The organism is Paenibacillus glycinis, from assembly GCF_009909185.1.
Classification (GTDB): Bacteria; Bacillota; Bacilli; order Paenibacillales; family Paenibacillaceae; genus Paenibacillus_Z; species Paenibacillus_Z glycinis.
On sequence record NZ_JAAAMV010000005.1, the window covers coordinates 193,311 to 211,583 of the forward strand.

An 18,273-nucleotide genomic window follows, 5' to 3' on the forward strand; every position below is an offset into this window, starting at 1 on the left:
CGGATTTGCGAACATAAGTTCCCATCTGAGTGCAGCATTATTCCGGCGTTTATGCGGTCCGCATCCTGCCTTTAATCCATCTCCGTCATGCCGGTTATCGCCGCATACTCTTCCAGCGCCTTTTGCCGCCAGGCGTACAGGGTCGAGCGCGAGATCCCGAGCTCGTACATGATGGCCGCGGGAGTCTTGTCCTGCACGAACTCCAAGCGAAGCAGACGGCCGTAATCGGGCTTGTACTCTTCCATGACGTCCAGCGCCCATTCGATCTGCTGTTTCTTCTTCTCGAGATCCTGCAGCTCGCTGATGCGATCGATGACCTCGTCGAATCCGGCGCGCGCGCCGGAACGCGCTTCGATCACGTGCTCGATCTTGCCGACCAGTTCCCGCCGCAGCCGCTCGTCCTCCGCGTCCACGGCCTGAATTTGACGGACTTCCTGCAGCTGGCTGCGCGTGCCGGTCGGGCGTTTGGTCAGGTAGGCATGGGCCATCGTCTCGATTTGCTGCTCGCGCTTGTTCAAGTACATATAGGAAGGAAGTCCGCGCAGCTGCCGGTGCAGATCCTGCAGGTGATCGTCCTGATGAATCGACTTCAAGTACATGCCGTTCCCGACCGGGTGCCGCTCCAAGATTTTAATCCGCGCGATCAATCGCTTATACGTTCGCAGCCGGTCGAGGACGGCCTGCTCCGTGCGCCCGTGCGCCGATGCTTTCTTTGCTTGCTCGCTCATATCGTCACGTCTCCTTCATGATTGTGGTTGATAATTAAATTATCATTAATGACAGCATTGTTTTAGGTCCCGCAGCAAGAAATGCGTTGACTTGCAAATTTAAATTATCTAAACTAATAAATAAAGGCGAAAAGCTATTTAATTTATCAAAACATGCCTTTGGGAACGACTTCCTGCTCGGTAGCCTCATTATATAGGATAATTTATTTATCTGTAAATCGATTTTTTAACATGCATGCAGGAGGTTATGGGAATGAGTATGGGAGCAATGCTGATTCGGCTGCGGGAAGACAAGGGGATCACGCAATACGAAGTCGCGGAGAAACTGGGGATCAAGCGGGCGCGGTACAATGCGTGGGAGAACGACATCGCCAAGCCGCGCGTCGAGATGCTCAACAAGCTGGCGAATTTTTACGGCGTCAGTCCGGATTATTTGCTGGGCTTCGAACGGCCCGGCGACATTCCGGCATGGGCGACCGCCAAGGACAAGCGCGATTTCAAGCGGATGCTCGAAGAGGACGAGGAGGTTATGTTCGACGGGGTGCCGATTAGCGACATCGGGCGCCAGCGCGTGATGGACGTGCTGACCGGCCTGTTCTGGGAAGCCAAGCAAATGAACAAACGGAAAAAAACGACTCCGACGGAAGACGAGTAAACCGAGCAGGTGATGCCATGAACGAACTCATATACAAGCTCATCCGGCGGTACCAGTCCAACGACCCGTTCGAAATCGCGGCCGGACTCGGCATTCATGTCCGCTTTGCCGATCTCGGCCAGGGAACGCGCGGTCTGTATTTCAAGAAGCTGCGGCGCAGGTTCATCGTCATTCACGATCAGCTGGACGAGAACTGGCAGCGCTTCGTCTGCGCGCATGAATTGGCGCATGACCGGCTGCATCCGGGCTTCAGCCGCTTTTGGCTGGACGAGCAGTCCTTCTTCAATGTCGGCAAATACGAGCGCCAAGCCAACAAATTCGCCGTCCGGCTGCTGACCGCGGGCGACTCCCTCGTCAAAGGCGAGACGATCGAGGCGCTGCTGCAGCGCAACGGCGTTCCGGAGGAAATGCACAAGTATTATTTTTAGCGCCGTTCGGCTTATGGATGCATAGAACCCCTTCCTTCGCGGATAGGGGTTCTATGCGCCGCGGCGTTGCGGCCGGGATTCCCGTCCCGACGACCGTGCATGTCTCCTCCGCTTCGACCAAGCCCTGCCCGTCCGGCGAAAATTTCCTGCTAGCGTTAATGATCCACTAACACGGCGCATATATACTGAACGTGAAGCGGCACACTACTCTATGCTCCCTCGCAGAAAGGAACGTCAACGATGGGCATTCATACGTATTTTCAATCGTTAACCGATTTAGAGCGCATTATCCGCTGCCCGGGCAAATTCAAATTCCAGGAGCACAGCGTATCCGCCCATTCGTGGAAGGTCGTGCAATACGCCAAGACCTTGGCGGACATCGAAGAAAGCAACGGCGTCGCCGTCGATTGGAAGAAGCTGTACGAGATTACCAGCAGCCACGATTACGGCGAGATTTTCATCGGCGACATCAAGACGCCCGTGAAGCATTATTCCCTCGAGCTGCGCTCGATGCTGCAGCAAGTCGAGGAAGGCATGGTCGCCCACTTCATCGACGAGCACATTCCGGAGGAATTCAAATCGATCTTCCGCAGGCAGCTGCGCGAAGGCAAAGACGACTCGGTCGAAGGGCAAATCCTGGAAGTCGCGGATAAGATGGATCAGATCTACGAAGCGTTCGCCGAGCTGCAGCGCGGCAACCTCGAGAAGGAGTTCATCGTCATGTACCGGCATGCGCTGATCAAAATCAAGTCGATCAAGCTGCATTGCGTCGACTATTTCCTGCAGCACATCCTGCCCGACCTCGTCAGCGAAGGCTCCAAATCCCCGATCGACATTGAAATGATTACGAAGGAAGCGTTGGCCTCGTAGTGGATAGGCACCTAATATTTTTCACTGCCATACATTCATATTTCCGTTGAACCCCTCGCTTGCGCCCCCGAGCCGCTCATTCATGCGCTTCCGTTTCCACCGTTCCTCCGATGCAACATCGTTACCATGGCCAATAAAAGACGTGACAGGGTCCTTCGTCGTGAAGAACGACAACCCGGGTCACGTCTTTTGCGATGCCAAAAAATTCGGAAAAGCTTTCGCTCGGAATTCGGCTATTTCGCCCTTCACGTTAAGCCATGATCCTCATCGTCGCCAAACTCCCTCGCTTCGTTATATTGCATGCCAAAAAGCTGCCGAAGGATTCTCGGCAGCTTTTTAATTAGTACGTTGCGCAAGCAGACGAATTAATTCATCCGCTTAGCGGCTTGCAACAGATCATGCAGCACTTTGGCCGCGGCTTCGCGAGTCGTCGCTTCGGCCGGTTGGAAGTAGCTGACGCCTTTCAATTCGACGCCCTTCATCAATCCCGCGTCGGTGACGAGCTGGATGCTCGCCGCCGCATAGCCGCCGAACGTCGCGGCATCGGCATACGCGCGCGGTCCGCCCGTATTCGACGGCTGGAGATCGATGAGCTTGATCGCTCTGGCCAGCATGACCGTCAAGTCTTGACGGGTAATGGCGGCATTCGGCTTGAATTGGCCTTCCGCGCCCGTAACGAGCCCGGCCGCGTATGCCGTGGCAACGTCGGAGGCGAACCAGTCGCCGCCCTTCACATCGGCGAACGGCGCAGCCGTCGTTTGCGCCTGCAAGCCCAGCGCCCGGACGAGCATGGACGCGAACTGCGCGCGGGTCACGTTCGCCTTCGGCGAGAAGGCGTGCTCGGACGTGCCGTTCAGCAGGAACTTGTCCGCGAGCGTTTGGATCTCTTCGCGCGCCCAGGACTTGTCGATATCGGCGAACGCGACATGCCGCGACGCCGCCGCGTAGGTCGAGAAGCCCGGACGTTCGATCGTGACGATCGAAGCGCCGTCGCTGGCCTGCGCGATACGCGCAGGAACCGGGTAGAGCTTGCCGCCGTCGAGGTACAGCGCGCCGGCCGCGCTCGCGTCGGTGCCTTTCTCGATCAGGAACGACCTGACCGCGACTTCATCGGCTTTCAGCTTCAGCGGTGCCGTTACGCCGCCGCTTACGCTGCTCGCTTCGAAGACGTAAGGCGTTCCGAGGATAACCGCGTCCGCCGCCTGCTTCGCGAACTCGGCCTTGCTGGCTTCATCCTGCTTGATCGAGATCGCGACGTCCGCGCCTTCCGCGGCTTGCGCCAGCGCGGAGAGCGGCAGCGCGATCGACGCATCGTTCCAGGAGAAGACGATTACGCCCTCGAGCCCGGCTTCCTTCAACGTTTTCACCTGCGCGGCCGTTAATTTCAGCTGCGCGGAGACGGCGTTGTCGGAGGCCGCGCCTATGGTCAGCGCGACAGGCGATTTCGCGCCCGTTATCGCCTTTTGCAGGTCGGCGTCCGTAACCGAGACGGCCAATTGCGTGCCTTCCACGCTCGATTGCGGCGTGATTGCGATGCCCGTTTGCCCTTTCGCGATCACGGATGCGGCTACTTCCTTGTTGTACGCCGCTTCGCTAGGCGTTACGGGATTCGTGCCATAAATCGGCGGACTGGTCGGCGGATCCGTCGGCGGGGTCGGTTCGCCCGCTTCGCCGGACATGTAGAACGTTTTATACGCTACCGATTGGTCGACCAGCTCGTAGTCCGCGTTGTAGACCGAGCCGACAACCGCCAGCTTGTACCGGCCCTCGGGGAGATACGCGTTCGCTTTGTTGCCGTCGTTCACGTAGATGCCCATATTATAGGAGCCGTCGAATTCCGGAATGGTGAAGGTGGACGGCAGCGGATTCAGCACGTCCTTGTCTTCGTCCGTATCGTAATATTCGGCCACGAGCCCCATCGGCTGATCGTTCATGTCGTAGACCGCCGCGTACAAGTGATTGATCTTGCCCTTCGGCAGGGACGCCGTAATGTCGATCGGCGCGTCCTTCGACACGGTCGGGCTGCTGAGCGTCAGGTTCTGAATCGGGAAATCGTTATCGTCGGACGCTGCGCCGACGTGAATGACGAACGGCAGATGCAGGGAAGGAAGTCCCGCGCTCTCGAGCAGCACTTCGCCCTCGTACACGCCGGTCTGAGCTTGCCCGATCGCGGCTGCGCTCAGGTTGAATTCGAAGGCGCTTGCCGGCCCTACCGTGATCTGGTTGCCCGTCAGGCCGTCCAGCTTCGCGACGATCGCGCGGACGTCCGGCGTCGGGATCGGATGATGCGCATCCGACGTGACCGACGGATGCATCACGACTTTCGCGTTATACGTCACGGACGCATTCGACAGGTTCTTGACGCGCAGCGGCTTCTTGACCGCGGCGTCGCCCGGCTTGATCTTGCCGAAGCTCACGCTGCTCGCTTCGCTCGGAATCGTCGTCGGGTTCATCTTGTCGTCGTAGATCGTAATCTCGTCCAGCGATTCGATGATGGCGCGCGTATCGATCGCGTTCATGACGTCGACCTGTCCCGCGCCCTGCGAATAGACGTCGTACGGCGTGGCTTCTTCATCGACCAGCTTCTCCGACGTGTTCGCCAGCGCCGCGCGAATGTCGGTCGGCGTCCATCTCGGGTGCGCCTGCTTGATCAGCAGGGCAAGACCGGCCACGTGCGGCGTCGCCATGCTCGTGCCGCTCAGCTTGGCATAAGCCTTATCGTAGCTGGCATCCGGATTCGCCGCGCCATAGGCCGGCACGGACGAGAAGATCTGCACGCCCGGCGCGCTCAGGTCCGGCTTGATGCCGTAGTTGCCGTCGGAGTTCGGTCCTCTGGAGCTGAAATCCGCCATGCGCTCCCCGGCGACGGTCGTCTTGGCAAAATCGTTCTTCATCGTAAATTTCAAGGTTTGCGTCGGATCAGCCTGCAGCGCGCGGGCTAGCGCGCGCCCCGTCTTGCCCGCCATGTCGAAGGTCGGGATATAGTCGTAGCTGTCGCCGAGGAACCCGATCGGTCCGATCGGGCCGTTGCGATCCTTGATGTCGTCCGACAGATCGGGCACGTTGACGTTCGGGTCGACGGCGTTGCCGTTGAAGATGACCGCGGCCTTCGCGCCGTGCTTGGCCGCGATCTTCGCTTTCTCGTCGAAAGTCAGGTTCCCCCGGGAGATGAAGACGATCTTGTCGGCCAGGAACGCTTTATCGAGGCCCTCGTAATCGTCGTTCGATCCGAGTCCGACATACACGCCCTGAATCGGGCCGGCGCCGAACATCGCGTTGAAATCCTCTTCGTCCGTCGTCCAGCTCATCAAATCCGTCTGCGCCTCGTTGGCGAGGGATCCGACTTCGCTGCGTACCCCTCCCGCGACGCGGATGCTGTCGCTCGTGGTCGCGCCGACGGAGATCGCGAGCTGCGAGGAGGCCGGCGAGCCCATGGAATAATAGTACTGATTGCCGGCGCCGGCGTTGCCGTTCGCCACGACGGCCACGACGCCCGCCAGCACGGCGTTGTTCACCGCGGCGGAGTCGGGCGAGTCGGGATCCTTCTCCAAGTCGCTGCCGAGGGACAGGTTGATGACGTCCATCTTGTCCTCGACGGCATGCTCGATCCCGTCGATGACTTGGGCGGAGGTACCGCCGTCCGGCCCGAGCACCTTATAGGCGTACAGCTTGGCATCGTAAGCGACGCCCTTCTGCACATGATTGGCCGTCGCGTTCGACGCCGTGCCGGCGATGGTGCCGGATACGTGCGTGCCGTGGTAGGAGCCTTCGTAATCGCCGTCCGGCAAATCCTCGTACGGATCGTCGTCTTGGTTCACGGCATCGTAGCCGCCGCCTTCGACGTAATTGCCGACGAGATCGGGATGCTTGTAATCGATGCCGGTGTCGATGACGCCGACCTTCAACCCTTTGCCCGTGTAGCCCCGTTCCCATGCCTTCAGAACGCCGATCTGCTCGAGCGGCACCGTATCGATGGTCGACGAGCCGGCCGCGGCGGCTTGATAGCTGTCGGTTACGTCGGCCGGATAATACAGGACGTTCTTATGAATGGACTTTACGCCCGGCAGCTTGGCCAGCTGCGGGATCCGGTCCGCGCGGACGGTGATTTCCATCCCGTTCAGCACCGTATTGAAGCGGCGGTCGACTTTGAACGGCACGCTCTTCGCCTGCGCGCTGCGGACGAACGCGTCCTGCTCGGTCTGCACGGTCGCCACGGTGGCTTTCTTGGCCAACGCGCCGTAGCCGAGCTTGGCGGCATACTGCCCGACGGCTGCCGGCTGGCCGCTGAATTGAACGATGACGTTAATGTCTTCCGCGGAGGCGGTGTCGATATCGTCGGCAACGAATGCTTCGCCCGGAGCCGCCGCGCGGGTCGCGGCCTCCGGTCCGGCTTCCTGCAGCAGGCGGGTTACCGCCTCCAGCCCTTCCTTGGTTATGAAAGTCGGCTCTTTCGGAGCGGCATGCGCGGCGGGCAGGCTCGTCGCGACGAGACTCCCGGCCAGCACGGACACCGTCGCGAGCGAAAGCGATGTTTTAAGCAGAGATCGTTTCACGTACAGGTACCCCATTTCGGATCAGAATAATTGCTCTCTCGCAGACTAGCTTAAGTTCAGGACGTCCAGGCCGTCGATGGTGACGATGCTGCCTTTCGACTTCGGATTCGCTTCGTCCGCATGCACGATCTTGATCTTGTGCACGCCGCCGGCGAGCTCGCCCGACGTGAAGACCGGCACCTGATAGCGCAGGCTCTCGCTGTATAGATCTACCGGCGATTCGGTAACGGATTCGCCGTCGATATAGATGTTCACCTTGCCGCGGTTGCTGCCCGTCGTGGACCACAGCGTCACCTTCGTGCCCGTGAACGCGAATTCGGCGGCGTTGCCCGGCATCGTGCTGTAGGTCTGCACGCCGTCGGGATACTTCATGCCGTAGCGGATCGCCCACGGACCGACGTAGGTACCGGAAGCGGACGTCGGCGAGATCAAGCTGGAGAACGCGACGGCGTCCACGTTGATCGCCAGGAGTCCGTTGGCGCCTTTTTCCGCGCGGATCTCAACGTCGTGATGACCGTTTGGAATCATCATTTTAAACAACGACTGCTGCGTCTGAGTCGTCTTGCTGCTCAGATCGGCGTAGCCCGCAGGGGACCCGTCGATCCAGATCGCGGCCGTGCCTTGCGTGTCGCCCTTCGTGCCGATCAATTCGAACAGATTCCCGCGGAAGCCGAACTTGACGGAGCCGACGCCCGTCAGCTGCTTCATCGTTCCGCCCGAATAAGACTCGTCCGTCATCGTCTTCCAGTCGCCTTCGTAGGTCAGCGACGGGTCGTCGTCCTCGAGGAAGCCGGACGTGTTGCCGTACGCCACGTTCAAGGTATATTGGCCCGCTCCGGCCACGGCGTAGAGGTTGATGTAATACGTCCCCGCCTTGGCCGCGCGGTACGTGATCGACTCGGTCGACGTGCCCGGATGCTCGGAATACGCCACCGCGCCTTCGTTGCCCGCCACCGTCGTGGCCGAGGAATCGTACAGGATGAGATCGAAATCCGTGCCCGCCGCGCCTTTCAGCGAGAAGGTCGCTTCTTCGCCGGCGCTGAGCTCGACGGAGTAGACGTGGTTCGGATCGTTCGCTTGATCGAGCTGGCCGTCGATCGACGGAACGATCAGCGACATGCCCGGGATGTCCTTGTTCCAGAGCGCGCGGTATGCGCTGATCAATTTCCCGCTTGCCGTAATGGGCTTAAGCCCGCTTAGGGATTTACCGCTCGTCACGACGCGCTGCTTGATGTCCATGGCGCTCAACGCCGGCTGCTGGCTCTCCACGAGTCCCGCCACGCCGGCGGCGTAAGCCGCGGCATACAAGGTTCCTTGCGCATAGGAATACTTGCCGTTGCTGTTCTTCAGATTGATGGTGGTTTGCGCGGGCTTATTGCTGATGACGGTGTCGTAGAACAAGCTGAAATCCATCAATTTATAGGTTTGGCCGTCGTAGATGGTGCCGGGCACGCCCCAGCCCTTGAAGATATATCCGCCTTCTTTCACCAGCTTAAGACCCAGCACGTCCTTCACGAACGGAGAGTTCGGGCTTTGATCGATCGCGTCCTGCCCCGTAAGCATCAGGTGGCCGCCGTCGTTCAGATAATCCGTCAGGCTGGCCTGATCGCGATCGGTAATCAGCTTGCTGCCGTTTACGGCCCATGCCGTTCCCGTGAACCAGACGACGACATCGTACTGTTTCAGCTGTTCAAGCGGCGGACCGTCGAAGGTCTCGTCCTGCGTCGTGAAGGTATCGTACGCATAGCCGCCCTGCTGCAGCAGCCCTTCGTAGACCGCCATCGGATCGTTATCCCAGTCGGTAGGTCCGGCTTCGCCGCCGCTGCGCTGGCTGTCGTTCACGAGCAGTACCGTCGGCGCGGCGCCGCCGGCCGGCTTGAGGTATTCCATGGCGCGGTCGAACATATCCTGCCGCTGAGCGGCATATTGCGGGTCGTCGATCGGAATTTCCTCGAATCCGATGCCGTTGTAATACGCTTTATACGTGCCGTTGTCGATTTGGGCCGCATAGCCCGCATCCACGTCGGGGACCGTCGAAATGATCAATTCGGACGGCGCGGCGACGTCGACGGACGTTTGCCCGATCGCGGCGTTCAAGGACAGATCCCCGAGAATGTTCACGCCGGTGACCGACAGCATGTTCGCGCTCGGATAGGCGGCCGGATACACGGGATCCAGATCCGCATTCAAGATTTCGCCGAACATTCCGTTGCTCTCGCCTGCCGGGGCGACAAACAGCATGTCGGAGGCATTGATGGCATCCTCGATCAGCTTGCTCCTGTAGGTATACACGATCCCGAGCGTGGCAATCTTGACGCCGTGCGCTTCGGCGTAGTGGATGGCATCCACGACGTCCGTGAAGTACCCGCCGTCAGGGGAAACCACCTTCAGCGGCATGACATTGACGTTAGGCGCGACGCCGGCGATGCCTTCGCCGTTGTTCATCGCGGCCGCGATTTGGCCGGCGACCGTCGTGCCGTATGCATCGCTCAGGCCGTCGCTCGTATCGAACAACGTGTTGTCGTCGTGGGCGAAATCCCACCCGTTCACGTCGTCGACGAGTCCGTCGCCGTCATCGTCGATGCCGTTATCCGGAATTTCCTTGTCGTTGGTCCAAATTTGGCCGACCAGGTCGGGGACGTCGATCTTCGTACCGTTGCCGATGACCGCGACGGCGACGTCCTTGCTGCCTGTCGTAATTCCCCAGGCTTCCGGCAGATCCATGTCGATGTCCGGCGTACCGCCGGGCACCGTGCCGTCGTTGAGATCTTGTCCGGTGTTATGCAGCCCCCATTGCTCATGGAAGAGCGGGTCGGTCGCCAATACCGGAGGCGTGCCCGCGTCCGCTGCCGACACGGGCGCTTGGTCCGCCAGGTCGACCGGACGGAACGTCTGCGGGTTCAGCGCGGGGGATACTTTGTAGTCGGGTTCCGCGTAGAGCACGTTCGGATCCCGGAGCAATTCTTCAATCACGCTATGTACATCGGCTCCAGCCGCGAGCTTCAGAAGTTCGGCATTGGCAACCGATAGCGGGCTGGCGTCTATTATTTGCGCGGACATCGATTCGGCGGACGCGGCAGCCGATGCCGACCGATACTTGACGATCACCCGGTCAGGGGCATACTCGGGCGCTGCCGGCAGCGTGCTCGCGAATGCGGGCTGATTTGCGGAAGCTTGTCCCGCGGCATTTGCTTTCGTGTAGATGGTTGTGTCAGGGGAAGCCTGTTCCCCGGTCCACTGGCTTTTTCTCAGCGGATCATGCGAGGGTTGTTCGGCCAAAGCAGGCGTTACCATGCCAAACGCTAGAATCGTAGAGAAGAGAGCAAACGTAAGTTTCGTACTTATCCTGGTCAAGCCTTGTCACTTCCTTCGCCAAATTAGTTTAACGACAGCCTTGCGATTTCCGTCATGTTGACCGGAATTTGAGGAGCGATCATTCTGCCGCCCGCATTCAACCTACCTACTAGAATATAGGTTATCGCCATGCCAATGCTCGCGCGCGGATGGCAAGCGGGCAAACGGGGAAAAACCCGACTTGCGGCTACGTAATACGACCACCCCTTCTTCCGTTTTTATGCGCCTACGGTCACGCCTGCCGCGATTTTCTCCTTCTCCGAAAATCGCGAAAGCCTGCAGTTGCAAACCCAAGTTTAATGTTATTAAATCTCACACATTTCCTCGGAATTATGAGTAGATTATATAGTCGCTAAATTGATAGCGTCAACATATTTATTTTTTTAAACTTCTGTGAAAATATCTATGAAAATAAAGGAAATGCGTGTTATATTAAATGACGTGTTTACAATTTCCTTATATACAATCTCTTAGTAATGACCATAGCGTTAAGCAACTCATCCGGAACGATGCCGGCTGCGTCAGGCTTCCCGGACTTCAGCATAGCGGCGGATATAAGATCGCGCCGACGACCCTATTCATTTCGCAATTCGGATACATCCGCGCCAAACGTTGGCAACATCCGTGCCGTATCGTTTTCTTCGAGACGAATCCGAAATGGGGAATCCAATTGAAGAAAATCGCATGGCCGTTGACCGGCCTGGTGTTCCTGCTCGCCGCATGCAGCAGCGCCAACAACGCCTCGGAGCCGGACACGGGACCGACATCGCCGGGAAAACAGCCCCCCGGCAGCGAAAGCTCCTCCGGAACGGCACAACAGCCCACGGGGGGCGGGAACGCCTCCGATCCGGTGAAGCTGACGATCGCCACCTATTATCTGAGCGATCGGATGCAGGCCGCCATCGACAAGTACGAGGGTCTGCATCCCAACGTCGAGATCGAGCTGCAAGCTACGCCGACCTCCGGCAAGGATCTCGACGAGGTGATGGCCTATCATGAAAAATTCGTGACCGGCGTGAACACGGCCGTGCTCGCCGGCAAAGGGCCCGACCTGATCGAGCTGGACGAGCTGCCGCTGGATGCCTACGCGAATCGCGGGCTGCTCGCGGAGCTGAACGGGATGATCAAGGGAGATGCATCGTTTCATCCGGAAGATTATTTCGCCAATATTTTAAGCCATGCGACGACCGGCGGCGGACTGTACGGCATGCCGCTGTATTTCTCCCTCGTCGGCTTGGTCGGCGACAGCGAGGCGATCGGCAAGACGGGCGTGCAGATCGACGACAGCAGCTGGACGTGGAACGATTTTCTGGATACGGCCCGGCAGCTGCAGCAGAAGGGCGCGTTCAAAAACGCGATCGTCAGCGAGCCTTCCTTCCTGCTGAGCGAGCTGGCCGCCGAGAATTTCGCCCAGCTCGTCCAGGACAAGAACGGCGAACGAAGCTTCGATTCGGCTGCGTTCGTCGAGCTCATCGATCAAGTGAAAGCCATGGCCGACGACGGGCTGCTTTTCGACATGGTCAAGGACGGGGGAGGCAGAGCAACCCCGGCCACCCAAAACGCGCACGCGTATTTCAGCGAGAACACGATCGACTCGTTCGGCGCGTACCTATTCAACGATCTCATCGCGCATCCGACGCTATATGCGAAGCCCCATCCGCAAGCTATGGGAGCGGGCGGCTATTTCAGCACCTACGGCACGGTGGGCATCAACGCGAACTCTCCTCATAAGCAGGAGGCGTGGAACTTCATCCGTTTTCTCATGGAGAACGAAGCGAAGTCGCCGGCCGATGTCACCGACAATCGCGGCTTTCCTATCAACATGACCGCCTATGACGAGCAGGTCGCGAAACTGAAAGCGGCGGGCACGATTCAGACGGACACGCATCCGGCGACAACCGTCGATGCCGTCAAGCTGGATCAGCTGAAGGCGGATCTGACGGAAGCCGTTCACTGGGCTCACGCGCCCTCGAATATCGACGAGACGATCATGAATGAAGCCAAAGCCTTCTTCAGCGGACAGAAAACGGCGGAGCAAGTCGCCAAGCTCGTGAAAAGCAAAGTCGACCTCATCCTGAACGAATAGGCCGGAACCCTCGGATGCGGGACGGATTGGATCGCGCCACGTCGCCGTCATCCCCGGCATCCACAAATACGAGAAATGCAAAAAAGCGACCTGTCACGGTCGCTTTTTTGCGTGTACCGGGATTCGCTTCTCTCCCCGGTGTTCCGATCATCCCTATGCGATTGGATGCATCCCTTACAAACCTAAAGCATTGCCCTTCTCCAGACGCACGATATGCTTCTCCCCGTCGTCGGCCAAGGTTCGGAACTGATTGATCGTTTCCCTCATCTTCGGAAGGGCCTGCTGTTTGTAGGAGCTGATGGCATCGAACGCCGACAGCACGTCCGCGAACGCTTGCTTCAACGTATCGACCGAGACCGTCGCTTCCATTGCCTGCTGGTGAATGGCCACCCCTTGGTCCTTCAGCATCCTCGAGGTGCCGGCGATCAGGTTCGTGGTGGTCTGATTGAGCAGCTCGATTTTTTTGAGCACGATCCCTTGATTATACAGGGCGCTCGCCACCGTAACGGCAATCTTGAGCGCCGAGATCGTGACGGTCTTCGCGCGGTCCACGCCGCGAATGAGCTCCTTGTTGTTGCGGATGACGACCTCGTAGGCCAGGATCCCCTGCTGGTTCACGACCAGCATTTGCTGCAAATCCATGACGCGCTGGCGCATCGGGAACAGGATCTCCTCCGTGATGAACCGGATCTTCTCCGGGTCCTCGCCGCGCTGCTTGGCTGATTCGATCTGGGCTTCGATGGACTGATCCATCAGCATCCCAAGCTGAATTTCTTTCTTGAGCGTCTTCGTCAGCTTTCGAATGTCGTGCTGCTCGAGCTCCAACGTCGTGTTGTCGTTGCGGAGCGTGGCGCCGCCTTTATCGAGCGATACGACGATGTCGGCGATCACCTCGTCGGCCTTCTCGAACTTGAGGAAGTACGCGCGCAGCGGATTGAACAATTTGCCGAGGAATCCCTTCTTGGCAAAGTCGATCATGCTGGGATCCAGATCCTTCAGCTGCGTGTGCAGTTCGGCCAATCCCTTCGCGACCGGTCCGCCCTCGTCGCCGGATCGGGCAAGATTGCCGACCGAGACCTGCAGCAGCGTGTTTTTATCGGAGGAGCGCTTCATGGTGTTCAAGCCGTACGCGTCGATGGAGCGAAGGATCTCCTTGCGCTGCTCCAGGGACTCGGCATCCAGCGCCATGATCATCGCGACGTTCGAATTCGCCTCTTCCCGAAGCTTCGCTTCTTCCTCCGGCACCGGCTGCACGGTATGCTCGATCTCGGCCGTCAGCTCTTCCGGACTGGATACATTCATCGAAAACGACATGGAAATCCCCCCTCGAAATGCTACATTTGAACATTGAACAGATTGCCGATCTTATACACGACGTCGTCCGTATCCGCGTTGATGCTGGCCGCTTCGTTAATGCTGGAGATGTTCTGGAGCGCTTGAATATTGGCGTTGTAGCCGATCGTGTAGATCGGAATCTTGTAGGTCTCGATGAGTCCTTTGATGTCTTCCAGCGAGTAGCCTTGATTCGTCTCCCCGTCGCTAAGCACGAAAATAATGGGCTTCGTGTTCGGATCGATGGCCAATTGATCCTCGAGCAGCTTGAGCGCAACGACGATGCCGTTGAAGGTCGCCGTGCCGCCGCCGGACTGCAGGCTGTTCACCGCCCCGACGAACATGGACTGCTGGTTCGTGTCGTACTTGGCGATCGGCAGCTTGATGGCGACGCCGTCCGAGTAGGAGACGAGACCGATGCTGTTGTCTTTGCCCAAGTATTTCTGCCCTTTCAGGAGCGACTCCTTGAGCCGATTGATCGGCTCGCCGTCCATGCTGCCGGAGACGTCGGTGACGAATACCGCCGTGATCGGCTTGCTGCCGTTCTTTTTCTCTTTCCATACCTTCTGCGCGGACGCGAGCAGGTTCCCATCCACGGGGGCCAGCTCCGACTTGTAGGATTCAAGTCCGTTGAACCCTTTTTCCTGCGCGGTTTGCATGTATTTGTCCTGCGTCACGAATTCCGCGAACTTCTTGAGAATATCCAGCTTCGCCCGCGGCAGCTCGCCTAAAGCGTAGAGCGGACTATCGTGCCTGAACCCGAACGGCGTAAAGACATACCCGCTTTTCAAGTCGGCGGCGTTGACGTACGTCTGGTACTCCAGGACGAACCCGTCGAGGGCGCCGGACTTGGCCGCGTCGCGCATCTGAATGGTCGTGGAAGCGATGAACGGCACGTTGGATTGGAACTTCTCGAATTCCTGCACAGCCTTGTCGCTCAGCAGATTGGCGCTGTCGAAGGTATGAAGCGCCGTGACCAGGAAATTCAAGCCCGTGGAGCTTGCGAAAGGATCGGTATACCCCATGGAGAGCTCGTTATTGGCGATCGCTTCCGTGACGGTCTTGACGTTGACGGAGCCGTACTTGTCGATCATGGCGTCGTACTTCGCCTTGGCGATGACGATTCCCGGAACGTTGCCGACGAGACGATTCGCGACGAGCTGCGTTTTGACTCCGCTTGCTTGAACCATCTCGCCCCACAATTCGTTCGAAGGGGTGAACGCGTCGGGGACGTACTTGCCTGATTTGATATAGTCCGCGGCCGTGCCCGAGGCGATATTCCGAATCCTGACCGAAGCGGGTTTGCCGTCCACGGCAATATTCGCCATGTTGAATTCGGTCGCCACGTCCGTCAACCATCCGTCGACGCCCGTGCCCGATTTTTCCGTGGACGAGAAGATCTCGACGAAGTTGTCGTTCGTGTTGTTCACCGTGATCGGGAACTTGCCGATATCGGGCAAGGACGCGGCGACGTCGACGGGATCGAGGTCGATCTGGCCTTTCACGGGGGCATCGGTCGTCGGGGAAATCTCCTTGTACAGTTTGTTCAACCGGTCCCCGGCATTCTCGGCCGTCACCTCCGCTTTCGATTTGCCCAGATTGGAGGTCAGCGACACCCCCGCATACACGAGGCCGAAGACCACCACCAGAAGAATAGCGGAGATCAGCAGAAACTTGCTCTTTCTTTGCATCCTGGCCACCTCTTAATTCTTGTAGTATTGGGTTTGCTTGATCAGCGCGTCGATCTCCTGCATGCACGGCATGCCGTCGATGTCGCCGGGCTCCAGACTGTCCAAGCGGGAGATCTCGAGCAGGAGCTGATCCAGCTTCAACAGGATCTCCTCGTTCGTGGCCAGCGATTGCTTGGTGAAGGAGAGGTATTCGCCGTACACGCTTTTCCTGGCTTGCAGCAGCTCCGGCGATAAGGGCGACGGCTTCCGGCCCGAGACGCTTTCGAATTCCGACTCGTCGAACGTACGCAGCCGATTGATGACGCTTCTGACGTTCATGTAGAAGAGCTTCTCGACCTCATGGATAACGGCGGCAAACTTCTTATAGCTCAACTCCGCGGGATCGAACCGCTGCTTCAGGACCTCCAGCAGCGTGCTCTTCTTCTTTCCCAATCGCTCCAATTGACGCAAGGCCATGCCAATATCTTCTTCTAACACCTTAATACGCCTGAAGCGCGATAATGCTTCGACATAATCGTCATGCGTCTTGATCTCCCGTACCGGCAGCGCGGCGTCTGCCTTGAAGAGCAGCGAGTAGCACCCATAGGTCAGCGCAATGGCGCTGGCGGCGAGAACGGTCGCGCCGATCGCCGAGGAGAGCGCGCTGCCGCCGAACTCGATCCCGAGAAATCCGCGGGAGAAAACGACAATATTCAACGCGACGACGCCAAGCGTCCAACCAAGCAGCTTTATGTATCTGGTAACGCGCAATCGAACACCCCTCTGCCGGAAAAATCCATTCCTCTCACTATCATTGTACAACAATGTTAAATATTGGGGTAAGAGTTTTGTCGGAGCGAATGCAGTGCCTGGATGACCTCGCCTCCTGGAATCGAAGCGGGCTCGAATCGAAAGCGTCCCACGAGGCCCCGCCAAGCCTGCGACTCCGGCGAGTCTGCACGGAAAGCGCCGTTTCAATTAGATTATGCGCCTCCGAGTGCTATATCCCATCCGGATGCGGCCGGCGAGGGAAGCCGCTTCCCTCGCGGCCATTATTCGACCTATACGCATGAGTCGCAGCGACGTTTCCGTTTGTTGGAAAGTCGCGGACGGCCTAGCTGGCACGAATGTCGTTAAACGAAGAAAAAACCACCTTGTGAGGTGGTTTTAAGTGGTAGCGATGCAATGCGGGGCAGCCATGGGAGTCGCCCCCTTGTCCGAAGGCGTCTTGCAAAGCCTCGCGGGCGTAATCTCGGTCAAGTCTATCCCGCAGGCTAATCCTGCAGCAGCGCGTTCGCGATCAGCATATCAAACTTTCGGATATCGACGCCCTTTTGCAATTTCACTTTGATGTGGCCGGCCTTCGTCCACAGCTCTACCTCCGCATTGAAGTCGAGAAACCCGCCGGCGTTCTCGGTGGACCACATGTCGATGGAGGAGTAAGGCAGGGAATAGATCTCGATTTTTTTGCCCGACATTCCTTGCACATCCTTTACGATCAGCCGCTTATTCGTGAACACGGCCGTGTCCCGAAAGGTTTTATAGGCCGCGACCGGCACTTCGCCCTTCACCAGTAACGCGTTAACATCTTGCGGTATGGGACATTCCGATACCAAGGTCCAATCTAAAATGCTTTGCGTAGCCGCCATCTGCCTAGCCTCCTATTAGTTGAGTTGCCTAATAGTCAGTTATTCGACATTTTTCTAGTATTTCCTTTATTAAACAACAATTCCATATAAATTCTCCGGCAACGGCGACAAGCCGTACGTCCTTCGGCCCGCATATACTTGAATGAGGACGCTCCATTCAGCCGAATCGCCGCATCTGCTTGCGACGGGCGAGCCTACTGCCCCGCCTTGACTGCGCTTATGGCCTCAAGTCCTCCCGCGCCCGCTTAAGCGCGTCTTCAAGCGTACCCCCGACGATGGTCATCGGGACCGATAACATCACGTTCATGGGAAGACCGAAGTTCTCGATGCGCATGCCGTCCGCATAGAGACCGGTTGCGGCCTCCGTTTCAGGGAGAAGCTTCTCGGCCATTGTCCGATCGTCCGCGAGGAAGCCGTATAACTTCTTGCCCAGTCCATAGCCGAGTCCGCATTCAAAGACAGTGCCGGAATCCGGCTCCTTCCCCCGGAACGGATTCAAATTGGCGATGATGACATCCGCCTTCTCGATCAGCCTCACGTTTCCCTCGAAGATCGCTTTCGCCGTCTCCAGCAAGTCCGGCTGCGGCTTGATATCCTTGTCCAGCGGGAAAATGCCTTCAAATCCGTATTCCTTGCATAGCTGCTTCATCCGAAGCCCGATCTCCACGGCATCGGGTTGAAACACTTCGAATCCCGCCATATATACTTTCAGTTGCATGCCTACTCTCCCTTTGCTTCTCAAAATGCATTCGCCTTACTGTACAATAAAGGGAGGTTGACTGGCAAACTGCCGATTGGAGTCTCTCCAACGCTCGCGAATCGGTGCCATCCGTTATCATGCTGGTTCGACTTCCTAGTTTGCCCAAGCAAAAACCCAACCTGACGCGGTTGGGTTTTACTTTGACGGACGCGAGCCGCGGCTGGGTGTCAACCACCGTTCGCTGCCGC

General features: G+C 58.2%; 12 protein-coding genes and 1 pseudogene. 4 read left to right on the forward strand and 9 right to left on the reverse strand.

Features of this window, described 5'->3' with window-relative positions; genetic code table 11:
• Positions 1-71 precede the first annotated feature (71 nt).
• A complete protein-coding gene (locus tag GT019_RS10635) occupies positions 72-728 on the reverse strand; it encodes a DUF1492 domain-containing protein (protein WP_161743119.1) in 657 nt (218 codons plus the stop codon).
• Between the two features lie 253 nt (positions 729-981).
• On the opposite strand from GT019_RS10635, the gene GT019_RS10640 reads away from it, so the two are divergent.
• The 3 genes from GT019_RS10640 to GT019_RS10650 all read left to right on the forward strand — a co-directional run bounded on the left by GT019_RS10640 (position 982) and on the right by GT019_RS10650 (position 2,681).
• On the forward strand, positions 982-1,383 hold the full coding sequence (locus tag GT019_RS10640) for a helix-turn-helix domain-containing protein (protein WP_161743120.1): 402 nt from the start codon (positions 982-984) through the stop codon (positions 1,381-1,383).
• A 17-nt stretch (positions 1,384-1,400) separates the two neighbouring features.
• Positions 1,401-1,811 (forward strand): ImmA/IrrE family metallo-endopeptidase, encoded by a 411-nt coding sequence (locus tag GT019_RS10645; protein WP_161743121.1) that lies wholly within the window; start codon positions 1,401-1,403, stop codon positions 1,809-1,811.
• Between the two features lie 240 nt (positions 1,812-2,051).
• The gene (locus tag GT019_RS10650) at positions 2,052-2,681 is read left to right on the forward strand and encodes a YfbR-like 5'-deoxynucleotidase (RefSeq protein ID WP_161743122.1); all 630 of its coding nucleotides are present in this window, start codon (positions 2,052-2,054) and stop codon (positions 2,679-2,681) included.
• Between the two features lie 365 nt (positions 2,682-3,046).
• Here the strand turns inward: GT019_RS10650 and GT019_RS32455 are convergent, their stop codons facing one another.
• The 3 genes and pseudogenes from GT019_RS32455 to GT019_RS32655 form a co-directional block, all read right to left on the reverse strand.
• A complete protein-coding gene (locus GT019_RS32455; RefSeq protein ID WP_161743123.1) occupies positions 3,047-7,234 on the reverse strand; it encodes a S8 family serine peptidase in 4,188 nt (1,395 codons plus the stop codon).
• A 45-nt stretch (positions 7,235-7,279) separates the two neighbouring features.
• Positions 7,280-10,207, reverse strand: a complete 2,928-nt coding sequence (locus tag GT019_RS10660) for a S8 family serine peptidase (RefSeq protein WP_161743124.1) — start codon at positions 10,205-10,207, stop codon at positions 7,280-7,282.
• A 9-nt stretch (positions 10,208-10,216) separates the two neighbouring features.
• A pseudogene (locus tag GT019_RS32655) lies at positions 10,217-10,528 on the reverse strand (S8 family serine peptidase); the annotation flags it as partial.
• A gap of 730 nt (positions 10,529-11,258) precedes the next feature.
• On the opposite strand from GT019_RS32655, the gene GT019_RS10670 reads away from it, so the two are divergent.
• The gene (locus tag GT019_RS10670) at positions 11,259-12,674 is read left to right on the forward strand and encodes an ABC transporter substrate-binding protein (protein WP_161743126.1); all 1,416 of its coding nucleotides are present in this window, start codon (positions 11,259-11,261) and stop codon (positions 12,672-12,674) included.
• Between the two features lie 174 nt (positions 12,675-12,848).
• Here the strand turns inward: GT019_RS10670 and GT019_RS10675 are convergent, their stop codons facing one another.
• From GT019_RS10675 to GT019_RS10695, 5 genes are all read right to left on the reverse strand, one after another.
• Positions 12,849-13,988 carry a toxic anion resistance protein gene (locus GT019_RS10675; protein ID WP_161743127.1) on the reverse strand — a complete coding sequence of 380 codons (1,140 nt, stop codon included), beginning with the start codon at positions 13,986-13,988 and terminating at the stop codon, positions 12,849-12,851.
• A gap of 20 nt (positions 13,989-14,008) precedes the next feature.
• Positions 14,009-15,697 (reverse strand): vWA domain-containing protein, encoded by a 1,689-nt coding sequence (locus GT019_RS10680; protein ID WP_161743128.1) that lies wholly within the window; start codon positions 15,695-15,697, stop codon positions 14,009-14,011.
• Between the two features lie 12 nt (positions 15,698-15,709).
• Positions 15,710-16,447, reverse strand: coding sequence for a PDDEXK family nuclease (locus GT019_RS10685; RefSeq protein ID WP_161743129.1), 738 nt, complete (start codon positions 16,445-16,447; stop codon positions 15,710-15,712).
• A gap of 503 nt (positions 16,448-16,950) precedes the next feature.
• A complete protein-coding gene (locus tag GT019_RS10690) occupies positions 16,951-17,325 on the reverse strand; it encodes a PH domain-containing protein (RefSeq protein ID WP_161743130.1) in 375 nt (124 codons plus the stop codon).
• Between the two features lie 217 nt (positions 17,326-17,542).
• A complete protein-coding gene (locus GT019_RS10695) occupies positions 17,543-18,043 on the reverse strand; it encodes a nucleoside 2-deoxyribosyltransferase (protein WP_161743131.1) in 501 nt (166 codons plus the stop codon).
• Between the last annotated feature and the right edge of the window lie 230 nt (positions 18,044-18,273).

Bases quoted from the DNA above. Each gene is read 5' to 3' on its own strand.
- GT019_RS10635 (WP_161743119.1), bottom strand. From the start codon at position 728: ATGAGCGAGCAAGCAAAGAAAGCATCGGCGCACGGGCGCACGGAGCAG.
- GT019_RS10640 (WP_161743120.1), top strand. From the start codon at position 982: ATGAGTATGGGAGCAATGCTGATTCGGCTGCGGGAAGACAAGGGGATC.
- GT019_RS10645 (WP_161743121.1), top strand. From the start codon at position 1,401: ATGAACGAACTCATATACAAGCTCATCCGGCGGTACCAGTCCAACGAC.
- GT019_RS10650 (WP_161743122.1), top strand. From the start codon at position 2,052: ATGGGCATTCATACGTATTTTCAATCGTTAACCGATTTAGAGCGCATT.
- GT019_RS10675 (WP_161743127.1), bottom strand. From the start codon at position 13,988: ATGTCGTTTTCGATGAATGTATCCAGTCCGGAAGAGCTGACGGCCGAG.
- GT019_RS10680 (WP_161743128.1), bottom strand. From the start codon at position 15,697: ATGCAAAGAAAGAGCAAGTTTCTGCTGATCTCCGCTATTCTTCTGGTG.
- GT019_RS10690 (WP_161743130.1), bottom strand. From the start codon at position 17,325: ATGGCGGCTACGCAAAGCATTTTAGATTGGACCTTGGTATCGGAATGT.
- GT019_RS10695 (WP_161743131.1), bottom strand. From the start codon at position 18,043: ATGCAACTGAAAGTATATATGGCGGGATTCGAAGTGTTTCAACCCGAT.